Below are 12826 nucleotides of genomic sequence, written 5' to 3' on the forward strand. Positions count from 1 at the left end.
ACGGGCGGCGCCGCACTGGGCAAAGGCCGGCAACGGTCGCGGCCGTGCGCCCAGGAGAAAAGCGCACCATGCGTTCGTACACCACCAAGCTGACCTTCGCCGCGCTCGCGGCGGTCACCGCCCTGTCACTCGCGGCCTGCGGACCGGACAACGCGGACACTCCGGCCGGCGCCGGCGGCGCCACCGGCGCTGCCCCGGCCCAGAGCGGCGCGGCCCCGGGGGCCACCGCCGGAGGCGCGGCCGGCGGTTCGACCGCGGCCCCGTCGGGCGCGGCGACCGGCGGTGCTGCCGCGGGCGGTGCGGCGACGGGCGGTGCGGCGACGGCCGGCGGGGCCGGTACGGCCGGCACCGCGGCCGGCGGGGCCGGTGCCGGTGCGGTCCCGGCGGCCGCGAGCAGCGTGAAGATCGGCCAGCCCGCCACCGTGGACTTCGCCGACAAGACCGCCAAGGTCGCCACCAAGCTGGAGATCACCGTCACCGGCGTCGAGGTCGGTTCGCTGCAGGACTTCGCCGCCGCCAAGATCAACCTCGTCGGCCTGGAAGGCCGCACCCCGATGTACGTCAGCTACACCATCAAGAACCTCGGGGACGCCAGCCTCTCCTTCACCGCCCCGGACTCGAAGTTCGTGCTCTTCGACACCACCGGCAAGAAGGGCCTCAACGCCATGACCGCCGCGACCCCGCTGCCCAAGTGCACCGGCGCGAAGTTCCAGGGCGTGGCCAAGGGCGCCGAGGTCAAGGGCTGCACCATCATCACCACCCCCGGGAACACCCCGGCCGCGGTCGGCTACACCGACCTGGTGGACCCGCTGAAGCTCCAGGCCTCCTGGACCAAGTGACGCTCCGTCGCCGCTGAACACGCGGACGGCCCCCGCCACCTGTCGAGGTGGCGGGGGCCGTCCGGCGTGAAGCACTCAGCGCGCTCAGTAGTCCTCGTCGTCGTCGCCCTCGATGGCGGCCTGGCGGCCGCTGGAGAGCGCCTCGAAGGCGAGGAACTCGGCCTCGGCCGCGTCCCGGCCCTTCTGCTTCTCGCGGCGGCGGTCGACCGCCGGGCGCTGGGTCTCGAAGCGGTGGTCCTCACCGCGGCGGCCGAGCATCTCGGCGCCGGCGGCCATGGTCGGCTCCCAGTCGAAGACGACGGCGTTCTCGTCCGGGCCGATGATGACGGTGTCGCCCTCGTGCGCCCCGACCTTCCACAGCTCCTGCTCGACGCCGAGGCGGGCCAGCCGGTCGGCGAGGTAGCCGACGGCCTCGTCGTTGGCGAAGTCGGTCTGGCGGACCCAGCGCTCCGGCTTGACGCCGCGGATGCGGTAGGCGCCGTCCTCCTCGGTGATGGTGAAGCCCGCGTCGTCGACGGCCTTGGGCCGCAGCACGATCCGGGTCGACTCCTCGGCCGGCTTGGCGGCGCGTGCCTCGGCGACGATCCCGGCCACCGCGAAGCTCAGCTCGCGCAGGCCCTTGCGGGAGGCGGCGGAGACCTCGAACACCCGGTAGCCGCGCTCCTCCAGGGAGGCACGGGTCAGGTCGGCGATGTCCTGGCCGTCCGGGACGTCGACCTTGTTGAGCGCGACCAGGCGCGGGCGGTCTTCCAGGCCGCCGTACTCGGCGAGCTCGGCCTCGATGGTCTCCAGGTCGCTCAGCGGGTCACGGCCGGGCTCCAGGGTGGCGCAGTCCAGCACGTGCACCAGCACCGAGCAGCGCTCCACGTGCCGCAGGAACTCCAGGCCCAGGCCGCGGCCCTGGCTGGCGCCCGGGATCAGGCCGGGCACGTCGGCGATGGTGTAGACGGTGTCGCCCGCGGTGACCACGCCGAGGTTGGGGATCAGGGTGGTGAACGGGTAGTCGGCGATCTTCGGCTTGGCGGCGGAGAGCACCGAGATCAGCGAGGACTTGCCGGCGCTCGGGTAGCCCACCAGGGCCACGTCGGCGACGGACTTGAGCTCCATGACGATGTCACGGGCCTCGCCGGGCTCGCCGAGCAGCGCGAAGCCGGGCGCCTTGCGGCGGGCCGAGGCCAGCGCGGCGTTGCCGAGGCCGCCGCGGCCGCCCTGGGCGGCGACGAAGCTGGTGCCGTGTCCGACCAGGTCGGCCAGCACGTTGCCCTTGCGGTCCAGCACCACGGTGCCGTCCGGCACCAGCAGGACGAGGTCCTCGCCGTCCGCACCGGTGCGGTGGCCGCCGGCGCCCGGCTTGCCGTTGGTGGCCTTGCGCTTGGGCGAGTGGTGGTACTCGAGCAGGGTGGTGACCTGCGAGTCCACGGTGAGGATGACGCTGCCGCCCTCACCGCCGTTGCCGCCGTCCGGCCCGCCGAGCGGCTTGAACTTCTCGCGGTGCACGGAGGCGCAGCCGTGGCCCCCGTTACCCGCGGCGACGTGAAGTTCGACGCGGTCCACGAAGGTGGTCATGGGTTTGCCTCCAGTGCGCGAGAGTCTGCTTGCTACCTGCGTAAAGCGCGAAGGGTGGACCGGAGAATTCCGGCCCACCCTTCACTGTGAGTCTTCTCAGACCCGGTGAGTCCACCCGGACCCGGTGGGTCCGCTCAGACTCGGGAGTCCGCGGGGACTCAGGCCTCGACGGCCACGATGTTGACGACCTTGCGGCCGCGACGGTTGCCGAACTGCACCGCACCGGCGGTCAGCGCGAACAGCGTGTCGTCGCCACCGCGACCGACACCGGCACCCGGGTGGAAGTGGGTGCCGCGCTGGCGGACGAGGATCTCGCCGGCCGAGACGACCTGGCCACCGAAGCGCTTGACGCCGAGGCGCTGGGCGTTCGAGTCACGGCCGTTACGAGTAGAGCTTGCGCCCTTCTTGTGTGCCATTTTTCGCTATCCCCTTACTTGCTGACCGAGTCGATGCTGGTGATGCGCACCGCGGTGTGCTGCTGACGGTGACCCTGACGGCGGCGGTAGCCGGTCTTGTTCTTGTAACGCAGGATGACGATCTTGTCACCCTTGGTCTGGTCGACCACCTCGGCGTGAGCCTTCACGCCGGCCAGGACCCACGGGTCGGAGGTGACAGCGTCACCGTCGACGACGAGGATGGTCGAGAGCTCGACCGAGTCACCCGGCTTGGCCTCGATACGGTCGATCTCCAGCACGTCGCCCACGGCGACCTTGTGCTGGCGGCCGCCTGCGCGAACGATCGCGTACATGCGGTACCTGCTTTCCTTGCTCGGTCGGAACCCCCGACGCCAGCCACCTGGGTACGGACACAGGAGCCTCTCCCGCGGCCCTCCGCGCGAACGCGGCGACCTCGGAAGGTGATGTGCTCGGGAGCATGGCGTAGACACGCCGATGGTCAAGAATACGGACCGGCCGCCCGGGGGGCAAACCGGCCCGTACGGCCCGGGGCGGGATCACTCCCGCCCCGGGCGTGGGCACTACTCGGCCGCCGTATCACCCTCGGCGGCCGCGGCCTTCTTGGCCGCCGCGCTCGTCCGCTTGGTCGCGGTCTTGCGGGCGGTGGTCTTCTTGGCCGCCGCGGTGGTCTTCTTGGCGGCGGTCTTCTTCGCGGCGGTCTTGCGGGCGGCCCGCTTCTTCGGCGCCGGCGCCTCCTCAGCCGGAGCCTCGGCGGCCTCAGTGGCCTCGGCGGCCTCGGCGGCCTCCGGAGCCTCGGCGGCGACCGCGGCCTCCGCGACCACGACCGGCTCGCCCGGCGCCTCGACGGCGGCCTCGGCAGCGGCGGCTTCCGCGACCGCCGGGGCGGCGGCCTCCAGGGCCGCCTCCAGCGCCGCTTCGGCCTTGGCCTGGAGCACCACGATCTCGGCGGAGTCCGGGGAACCCGCCGGAGCGGTCGCCTTGCGCACGGCGCGACGACGCGGACGGCCCGCCGGAGCGGCGGCCGGGGCCTCGGCCACCGGAGCCTCGACGACCGGGGCCGGCACGGCCTGCGCCGCCGCCTCGGCCGGGGCCTCGACGCCCGGGACCTCCAGGGCCAGCTGGCCCTCGATCTCCTCGCGCACCGGCTCGGCCGGCTCGGCGACGGCCTCCACCACCACCGGCTCGGCCACGACGGCCACCGCGGCCTCGACGGCCTGCGGCTCCTCGTGGCCCGCGCCGCCCTTGCCCCGGCGACGGCGCTTGCCACCACCGGCCTCGCCCGCCGCCGCGGGGGCGTGGACGTGGGCGCTCGGCTGCTCCATGTGCACGATCACGCCGCGGCCGTTGCAGTGCACGCACGGCTCGGAGAAGGACTCCAGCAGGCCCTGACCGACCCGCTTGCGGGTCATCTGGACCAGGCCCAGCGAGGTGACCTCGGCCACCTGGTGCTTGGTCCGGTCCCGGCCCAGGCACTCCAGCAGGCGTCGCAGCACCAGGTCGCGGTTGGACTCCAGCACCATGTCGATGAAGTCGATCACGATGATGCCGCCGAGGTCGCGCAGCCGCAGCTGGCGCACGATCTCCTCGGCCGCCTCGATGTTGTTCCGGGTGACCGTCTCCTCCAGGTTGCCGCCCTGGCCGACGAACTTCCCGGTGTTGACGTCGATGACGACCATCGCCTCGGTGCGGTCGATCACCAGCGAACCGCCGCTGGGCAGCCAGACCTTGCGGTCCAGCGCCTTCATCAGCTGCTCGTCGATCCGGTAGGTGGCGAACACGTCCACCTCGGAGGTCCACCGCTGGAGCCGCTCGGCGAGGTCCGGGGCCACGTGGGAGACGTACTCGTGGATGGTCTTCCACGCCTCGTCGCCGGAGACGATGACCTTGCTGAAGTCCTCGTTGAAGATGTCGCGCACGACCCGGACGGTCATGTCCGGCTCGCCGTACAGCAGCGCCGGGGCGTTGCCGGTCGTGGCCTTCTTCTGGATGTCCTCCCACTGCTGCTGGAGGCGCTGGACGTCGCGGGTCAGCTCCTCCTCGGAGGCGCCCTCGGCCGCGGTGCGCACGATGACGCCCGCGTCGTCCGGGACGATCTTCTTGAGGATCTGCTTCAGGCGGGCGCGCTCGTTCTCGGGGAGCTTGCGCGAGATGCCGGTCATCGAGCCCTCGGGCACGTACACCAGGTAGCGGCCGGGCAGCGAGATCTGACTGGTCAGGCGGGCGCCCTTGTGACCGATCGGGTCCTTGGAGACCTGCACCAGCACGGACTGGCCGGACTTCAGCACCGACTCGATCCGGCGCGGGCCGCCGTGGCCGCCCAGCGCGCCGAAGTTGACCTCGCCGGCGTACAGCACCGCGTTGCGGCCCTTGCCGATGTCGACGAAGGCGGCCTCCATCGACGGCAGCACGTTCTGGACCTTGCCCAGGTAGACGTTGCCGACGTACGAGGTGGCCTGCTCCTTGTTGACGTAGTGCTCGACCAGCACGCCGTCCTCGAGGACGCCGATCTGGGTCCGCTGGCCGCTCTGGCGCACCACCATGACGCGCTCGACCGACTCGCGGCGGGCCAGGAACTCGGCCTCGGTGATGATCGGCACCCGGCGGCGGCCCAGCTCGCGGCCCTCGCGGCGGCGCTGCTTCTTGGCCTCCAGACGGGTCGAGCCCTTGATGGACTGCACCTCGTCCGGGTCGAAGGACGGCTCGGTGGAGCGGCGGCGCGGCTCGCGCACCTTCACCACCGTGCGGACGCCGTCCTCGGTGGTCTCGGCGGTCTCGACGGCGCCGGCCTCACCGCTGCGGCGGCGACGGCGGCGGCGACGGCGGGACGAGGACAGGCCGCCGGCCAGGTCGTCGTCCTCCTCGCCCTCCTCCTCGGCGACGGCCTCGGCCGGCTCCTCGGCGGCGGGCTGCTCGGTCTCGACGGCCTCGGCGGCCTCGAAGTCCTCGGCCTCGCCACGGCGACGGCGGCGACCGCCCCGGCGGCGACGGCGCGACGGACGGCCGTCCTCCCACTCGTCCTCGGTCTCCGGACCGGCGGCGGGGGCCTCCACGGCGGGCGTCTCGACGGCCGGGGCCTCGACGACGGGCGCCGCGACCGGCGCCTTGGCCTGAGCCTTCGCCGGGGCCTGGGCGGCCGGCTTGCGGCGGGTCGGCTCGACCCGGGTACGGACCCGGCGGCGACGGCCGACGCCGCTGTACTCGAACTCGTCGTCCTCCTCGCGCCCGGCCTCGGCCGGGGCCTCGGCGGGAGCCGGGGCGACGGCGGGAGCCTGGGCGGCGGCGGGCTGCTCCGGCGCGGCCGGCGCGACGAAGGGCGCCGGCTCCTGGAACACCGGGGCCTGGAAGACCGCGGTGGCCGGGCGGACGGCGCGGCGGCGCACCCGGTGGTGCGGCTCGGCCTCGGCGGCCGGGGCGGCGGGGGCGGCAGCGGCGGGGGCCTCGGTGGCAGCCTCGACGGCCTCCTCCTCGGGCTCCTCGGCCTGCGGCTCCTCGGCGGCGGGCTCCTCCACCGGGGCCTCGACGACCGGCGCGGCCTCGACCACGCGACGGCGGCGGGTGCGGCGGGCCGGAGCGGCGGGGGCCTCCTCGGCCGCCGGCTCGGCGGGGGCCTCGACGACCGGCGCCTCCACGGCGGGGGCCTCGGCCTCGGCGGCGGGGGCACCGGCGGGCGCCTCGGCGCGCTTGCGGGTGCGGCGGGCCCGGGCGGGCTTCTCGGCCGTCTCCGCCTTGTCGGCCGTCTCCGCCTTCTCGGCCTTGTCGCTCTTGGCCGCCTTCTCGGTCTTCGTGGCCTTGGCGGCCTTCGGCGCCTTCGCGGTGGCCTCGGCCACCGGGGCCTCGACGGCCTCCGGCGCGGTCACCACGATCGCGGTGGCCTCCGGCGCCCCGGCCGGGGCCTCGGCGCGCTTGCGGGTCCGGCGGGCCCGGACCGGCTTCTCGGCGACCGGCTCGGCGGCCGCCTCAGCGGCCGGAGCCGCAGCGGTGACGGCCGCAGGCGCTTCGGCCGGCAGAACCGTCTCGGCCGCCTCGGTGGCCGCACCCTGCGGGGCGCCCGCCGGGCGGGACACCGCCCGGCGACGACGGCGCGGCGGCGCGGCGGACGCGCCCTCGCCACCGGTCGCGGCGGTTTCGTTCTGTTCCGTGGCCGCATTCTGCTGCGGATCGGTGTTATCGAGCATGCGGGTGGATCTCCCGTCAGGCCCCCGGGCTCCGCATCCGGGCACGGCACGGCACCGCTGGGCGGTCGGCATCGCGACGATGCCGGGACCGGACCCTTTGACGGTGCCGCCGCGCGGACGCGAGGCCGCACAGGGGCTCGTAGTCTCGCTCGGCGCCCCGCGCTCGGCGGGGTGTCGAAAGTCTTCTGGTCTGACCAGTCTTCTGAGGTTTTCCCAAGCTGCGCCTTCCCCCAACCCCGGGTGGCTCCCGGACGGGGTCCCGGACCGGCCAACCTTCGCGGTCGGCAGGCCCCGGGGTGGCAGGCCTGTGCTGCGACGACGCTCGCTCCCCTGGGGAGCCGCGGGAACCCTGGAGGACCGTCGGGCCCAGTGAGGCACTGGGCCCGGCCTCCCCCCGCTAGGCGGACGCGGTAGCGTGCGGCCCTGCGGCCGGCTCCGAGCCGACCGGGGCCGCGGCGCGGTCGAGCGCCAGCGGGTCGGTCACCGTGCCGGCCCCCTCGTCGAGCGGCCCCTGCGCCAGCCTGGTCACCTCTGCGGGGACCGGCGGCGCCAGGTCGGCCGTCGCACGGAGACCGGACAATACGTCGTCGGGTCGTACGGCGGGTGTGGCGTGTCGTACTACCAGGCGCAGTATCGCACAGGGACGGCCGGTCCGAACATCGCGGCCGGTTCCGGCCCCGGCATCCGCACCGGTCTCGACCTGCGCCGGGACGGCTTCCAGCGCCGCCACCGCACCCCGCGCGTCGAAGACCCGCAGGCCGTTCTTGGTGCGGCGCTCCACCTCGACCCGCTCGGCGGCGAGGAAACGCGCGACCGCCTCGGCGGCCACGTCGGGCTCGACGCCGTCCAGCCGGACCAGCCACTCGGAGGCCTCCAGGCGCTCCACGAAGTTCGGCGTCCGCACCTCGACCGCGTCGATCACGTCCAGGCCGGTCGGCAGCGACTCGTCCAGCTGCGCCCGCAGCTGCTCGGGGTCGCGGACCGCGGCCAGGCCGATCTCCAGGTACTCCGCCTCGCTCGCCACCCCGGTCGGGGCCGCGTTGGCGTAGGAGACCTTCGGGTGCGGGGTGAAGCCGGCCGAGTAGGCCATCGGAACGGCGGACCGGCGCAGGGCGCGCTCGAAGGCGCGCTGGAAGTCGCGGTGGCTGGTGAAGCGGAGCCGGCCGCGCTTGGTGTAGCGGAGGCGAATCCGCTGCACCGTCGGCGCGGGCGGCGGACCGTCGGGCGTACGGCGTGCCAGGGTTGCTCAGTCCTTCGTCACTATGTCCCGGTCCGGGTCACTGCACCGGACATCTGTCACCAGTAAGGGTACGCGCCCCGCCCGCCCCCTTTCCCCGCCGGTCCTGGCCCCTTCGCCCCACTCGCGCCCGAAAGGCAGCCGGCCGGCGGGCCCGCACGACCGCAGGGCTCGGCAGCATTCATCCAACGACAGCAGTGTTAGCAATATCATCCGTTTATCTATCGGCCATGCATGGCGATCCAGGGAATCACCCCGACATGGAATGCGCAATGCCCACTCTCATTCCTCTTGCGACTGTGCGAACAATGCCGCGACCAAACGTCTCGCGACCCTCCAGAAGAGCACCATCGCGATCACGGTGATCGCGGAAATCCTCAGATCGTGGCGTTTACCGGACCTGCCCGGCGGCCTCAATCAGGATGAGGCCAGACGGAGTGTTCCAGGTGCGCAATTACCGGCACTACCACTTCCCCAACAACGAGGCGTCGCTGGATTCCACTCCCAGCTACATGGCGACTTCGCGGCGACGAACAGCGCAGGTGCGCCCGGATCGAGACACTGACCCGGCATGAACGGCGGACCGTCGCCCGCTGCGTGACCCACTGACCCTTAGGCCGTAGCCCGCGGCCGGCACCACCCCACCCGCAGAACCAGTGGAGCCCTCCCCGAAAACCCGGGGAGGGCTCCACACGTCGCTCCGGGCGACGGGTTACTTCTGCTGGTCGGCGCCGCCGACGACCGTCAACGGCAGCAGCTTCTTGCCCGTCGGGCCGATCTGGATCTGGGTGTCCATCTGCGGGCACACACCGCAGTCGAAGCACGGGGTCCAGCGGCAGTCGTCGACCTCGACCTCCTCCAGGGCGTCCTGCCAGTCCTCCCAGAGCCAGTCCTTGTCGAGGCCGCTGTCCAGGTGGTCCCAGGGCAGCACCTCCTCGTAGCTGCGCTCGCGGGTGGTGTACCAGTCGACGTCGACGCCGGTGCCGGCCAGGCCCTTGTCCGCGCAGGCCATCCAGCGGTCGTACGAGAAGTACTCGCGCCAGCCGTCGAAGCGGCCGCCGTCCTCGTAGACCTCGCGGATGACCGCGCCGACCCGGCGGTCGCCGCGGGAGAGCAGGCCCTCGACGATGCCGGGCTTGCCGTCGTGGTAGCGGTAGCCGATGTTCTTGCCGTACTTGCGGTCGCCGCGGATCGAGTCGCGCAGCTTGGCGAGGCGGGCGTCGGTGTCCTCGGCGGACAGCTGCGGGGCCCACTGGAACGGGGTGTGCGGCTTGGGCACGAACCCGCCGATGGAGACGGTGCAGCGGATGTCGTTCTGGCCGGTGACCTCGCGGCCCTTCTGGATGACGTTCTTCGCCATCTCGCCGATCTGGAGCACGTCCTCGTCGGTCTCGGTGGGCAGGCCGCACATGAAGTACAGCTTCACCTGGCGCCAGCCGTTGCCGTACGCGGTGGCGACGGTGCGGATCAGGTCCTCCTCCGACACCATCTTGTTGATCACCTTGCGCATGCGCTCGCTGCCGCCCTCGGGGGCGAAGGTGAGGCCCGAGCGGCGCCCGTTGCGGGACAGCTCGTTGGCGAGGTCGATGTTGAAGGCGTCGACGCGGGTGGACGGCAGTGACAGGCCGATCTTGTCCTCGGTGTACCGGTCCGCGAGGCCCTTGGCGATGTCGCCGATCTCGGTGTGGTCGGCGCTGGACAGCGACAGCAGGCCGACCTCCTCGAAGCCGGTCGCCTTCAGCCCGCGCTCCACCATCTCGCCGATGCCGGTGATGCTTCGCTCCCGCACGGGGCGCGTGATCATGCCGGCCTGGCAGAAGCGGCAGCCGCGGGTGCAGCCGCGGAAGATCTCCACGGACATCCGCTCGTGCACCGTCTCCGCGAGCGGGACGAGCGGCTGCTTCGGGTACGGCCACTCGTCGAGGTCCATCACGGTGTGCTTGGACACCCGCCACGGCACGCCCGGGGCGTTCGGCACGACGCGGCCGATCCGGCCGTCGGCCAGGTACTCCACGTCGTAGAACTTCGGGACGTACACCCCGCCGGTACGGGCCAGGCGCAGCAGCAGCTCGTCCCGGCCGCCGGGGCGGCCCTCGGTCTTCCAGGCGCGGATGATCTCCGTGATGTCGAGGACGGCCTGCTCGCCGTCGCCGACCACGGCGCAGTCGATGAAGTCCGCGATCGGCTCCGGGTTGAAGGCCGCGTGGCCGCCGGCCAGGACGATCGGGTCCTCGTCGGTGCGGTCCTTGGCCTCCAGCGGGATGCCGGCCAGGTCGAGAGCGGTCAGCATGTTGGTGTAGCCGAGCTCGGTGGAGAACGACAGGCCGAACACGTCGAAGGCCTTCACCGGGCGGTGGGCGTCGACGGTGAACTGCGGGACGCCGTGCTCGCGCATCAGTGCCTCGAGGTCGGGCCAGACGCTGTAGGTGCGCTCGGCGAGCACGCCCTCGCGCTCGTTCAGCACCTCGTAGAGGATCATGACGCCCTGGTTGGGCAGGCCGACCTCGTAGGCGTCGGGGTACATCAGCGCCCAACGGACGTCGCAGGCGTCCCAGTCCTTGACGGTGGAGTTGAGCTCGCCGCCGACGTACTGGATCGGCTTCTGGACGTGCGGGAGGAGGGCCTCCAGGCGTGGGAAGACCGATTCGACAGTCATGTACTAGGAACCCTTACGACGTGATTCGATGCCGAGAGCCGGCACGGGAGGGGTGACCCTCAAGGGTAGCCCAATCCGGGGAACGGGCCGTCTGCCCCGGTTCACGGGCCCTCGGTGCTCCGGCGCGCCCCGGACGGCCGGAGTCCGCCCGCACACGCCCGCACCCGCCGGTACCAGCCGGTGCCCGCCGCCGACCGCCGGTGCCCGCCCCTGCCCGCCCCGGCACGTGCGGTGGGCGCCCGCCGGCCCGTGCCGTCCGCCGTTGACACGCCCGGACGGGCCGTGCGGTACTGACAGGGCTCCGCCAAAGAGATCTGCACCCCTTCCGGACAAGGAAGTTGAGTCGTACGCTCGGCCCTCGTCGGTTTTCCGGCCGGCGCGCCTCTTCCCTCACCACGGGCCGCCGCAGCACCAGCCCTGTCCGCCCTGCCAGGCCCGTCCCGCCCCGCTCGGCCGCCGTTCCCGGCCCCGCGGTGCCGCCCCGTCCGTCCCCGTCCCCCGCCCGCACGCCGTGCCCGGCGGCGCACCCGCACGCCCGCGCCCCGGCGGCCGTACGACCGGCGCTAGGAGAACCATGACCGACACCGGTCGGCGGATCCGCCCGCTCCGGCCCCTCGACACCCGGCCGGCCCGCTACCCCACGCCGGCCCAGGCCGAGTCCGCCGCGCGGCGGCTCGCGCTGCGGCACCCGGACCGCTGCCGGCTCCGCGAGGTGGGCCGTTCCCGGGCCGGGCGCCCGCTGATGCTGCTCTCCGTGGACCGCGGGCCGCGCGCGGTGCTGGTGGTCGGCGGCCCGCACCCCAACGAGCCGATCGGCACCGCCGGAACGGTCCGGCTCGCCGAGGTGCTGCTGGACGCCCCCGCCCGCCCCGGGCTCTCCTGGCACCTGCTGCTCTGCCTCGACCCGGACGGCGCCGCGCTCAACGCCGGCTGGCTGGACGGCCCGCTCACCATGCGGCGCCACTACGAGCACTTCTTCCGCCCCTCCTTCGAGGAGCAGCCCGAACTGCTGCCCGCCCCCGGCTCCGGCCGCCCGCCGATGCCGGAGAGCCTGGCACTGACCGGCCTGATCGACGAGCTGCGCCCCTTCCTCCAGTGCTCGCTGCACGGGGTGGACTTCGGCGGCGCGTTCGTGCAGCTCACCCGCCCGGTCCGGGGCCTGGCCGGGCGCTTCGCCCGCTCCGCGGAGCGGGCCGGCGTCCCGCTCGACGTGGACCCCTACGACGCGATCGGCTGGGCCAGCCCGGACCCCGGCACCTATCTGATGCCGGCCCCGGGCGCCGGGGGCTCCCGGGCCCTGCCGGACGAGCCCGAGCTGTCCACCTGGTCGTACGCGGCGGGGTACGGCGCGGTCAGCGCGGTCCTGGAGGTCCCGATGTGGGCCGTCGACGCGGTCGGCGACGCCCGCCCCCACCCGGCCGGGGCGCAGGCCCTCGCGGCGGCCGCCCGCGACCTCACCGTCCGCGCCGAGCAGCTCACCGCCCTGCTCCCGGCCGTCCCCGCGCACGGCGCGCGCGCGTACGGCGCCGAGGCGTCCGGCGCCCTGCTGCGCACCGTCGAGTCCAGTCTGGCGGTCGCCCCGCGGGTGGCCGGGGAGTGGCTGGAGCGCTGGGGCGCCGAGCCGCTCACCGTCTCCCGGGTGACCACCGCCGGACTGGTCGCGGCCCGGGTGCCGCTGCGGGTCGCGTCGATCCTGCTGCGGCTGCTCGCCGACGCCCGCGGGCCCGCCGCCGAGGCCTCCCGGGACCGCGCCCGCGCCGTCGTCGGCGACGGCCTGGACCGGCTGCGCCATCGTTTCGGCGTCCGCTGGGTCCCCGTCCAGGAGCAACTCGCGCACCAGACCCGCGCCGTCCTCGCCACCGCCGACTGCCTCCGCTAGGGCCGCGTCCACGACCACGTCCATGTCCGCGTCCGACCGGTCACACCGGCCGCGGCGC

At 73.7% G+C, this 12826-nt stretch carries 8 protein-coding genes; 2 read left to right on the top strand and 6 right to left on the bottom strand.

All coding sequences use genetic code 11. The features are described from left to right. Nucleotides 1–68: 68 nt before the first annotated feature. Nucleotides 69–839, top strand: a complete 771-nt coding sequence (locus tag ACWDBE_RS06570; protein ID WP_449807392.1) for a hypothetical protein — start codon at nt 69–71, stop codon at nt 837–839. 84 nt (nt 840–923) lie between these two features. Here ACWDBE_RS06570 and obgE read toward each other — a convergent pair whose 3' ends face one another. The 6 genes from obgE to ACWDBE_RS06600 all read right to left on the bottom strand — a co-directional run bounded on the left by obgE (nt 924) and on the right by ACWDBE_RS06600 (nt 10889). Then, nucleotides 924–2405 carry a GTPase ObgE gene (obgE, locus tag ACWDBE_RS06575; protein ID WP_449791782.1) on the bottom strand — a complete coding sequence of 494 codons (1482 nt, stop codon included), beginning with the start codon at nt 2403–2405 and terminating at the stop codon, nt 924–926. Nucleotides 2406–2563: 158 nt separating this feature from the next. Beyond that, the gene (gene rpmA, locus ACWDBE_RS06580; protein ID WP_030058248.1) at nt 2564–2821 is read right to left on the bottom strand and encodes a 50S ribosomal protein L27; all 258 of its coding nucleotides are present in this window, start codon (nt 2819–2821) and stop codon (nt 2564–2566) included. A 14-nt stretch (nt 2822–2835) separates the two neighbouring features. Further along, on the bottom strand, nt 2836–3153 hold the full coding sequence (gene rplU, locus ACWDBE_RS06585; RefSeq protein WP_045696828.1) for a 50S ribosomal protein L21: 318 nt from the start codon (nt 3151–3153) through the stop codon (nt 2836–2838). Nucleotides 3154–3381: 228 nt separating this feature from the next. After that, entirely contained in the window at nt 3382–6996 is a 3615-nt protein-coding gene (locus ACWDBE_RS06590) for an Rne/Rng family ribonuclease (protein WP_449807393.1), read from the bottom strand. 397 nt (nt 6997–7393) lie between these two features. Beyond that, the gene (locus tag ACWDBE_RS06595; protein WP_449807394.1) at nt 7394–8194 is read right to left on the bottom strand and encodes a TIGR03936 family radical SAM-associated protein; all 801 of its coding nucleotides are present in this window, start codon (nt 8192–8194) and stop codon (nt 7394–7396) included. A gap of 751 nt (nt 8195–8945) precedes the next feature. Beyond that, the gene (locus tag ACWDBE_RS06600; protein WP_449791779.1) at nt 8946–10889 is read right to left on the bottom strand and encodes a TIGR03960 family B12-binding radical SAM protein; all 1944 of its coding nucleotides are present in this window, start codon (nt 10887–10889) and stop codon (nt 8946–8948) included. Between the two features lie 574 nt (nt 10890–11463). Between ACWDBE_RS06600 and ACWDBE_RS06605 the strand changes: the two genes are divergently transcribed. Continuing rightward, a complete protein-coding gene (locus tag ACWDBE_RS06605; protein ID WP_449791778.1) occupies nt 11464–12768 on the top strand; it encodes a M14 family zinc carboxypeptidase in 1305 nt (434 codons plus the stop codon). Nucleotides 12769–12826: the final 58 nt, after the last annotated feature.

The organism is Kitasatospora sp. NPDC001132 (assembly GCF_053598415.1).

Excerpts from the sequence above, each read along its gene's own strand:
- ACWDBE_RS06570 (WP_449807392.1), top strand. The coding sequence starts at position 69 with ATGCGTTCGTACACCACCAAGCTGACCTTCGCCGCGCTCGCGGCGGTC.
- obgE (WP_449791782.1), bottom strand. The coding sequence starts at position 2,405 with ATGACCACCTTCGTGGACCGCGTCGAACTTCACGTCGCCGCGGGTAAC.
- rpmA (WP_030058248.1), bottom strand. The coding sequence starts at position 2,821 with ATGGCACACAAGAAGGGCGCAAGCTCTACTCGTAACGGCCGTGACTCG.
- rplU (WP_045696828.1), bottom strand. The coding sequence starts at position 3,153 with ATGTACGCGATCGTTCGCGCAGGCGGCCGCCAGCACAAGGTCGCCGTG.
- ACWDBE_RS06590 (WP_449807393.1), bottom strand. The coding sequence starts at position 6,996 with ATGCTCGATAACACCGATCCGCAGCAGAATGCGGCCACGGAACAGAAC.
- ACWDBE_RS06600 (WP_449791779.1), bottom strand. The coding sequence starts at position 10,889 with ATGACTGTCGAATCGGTCTTCCCACGCCTGGAGGCCCTCCTCCCGCAC.
- ACWDBE_RS06605 (WP_449791778.1), top strand. The coding sequence starts at position 11,464 with ATGACCGACACCGGTCGGCGGATCCGCCCGCTCCGGCCCCTCGACACC.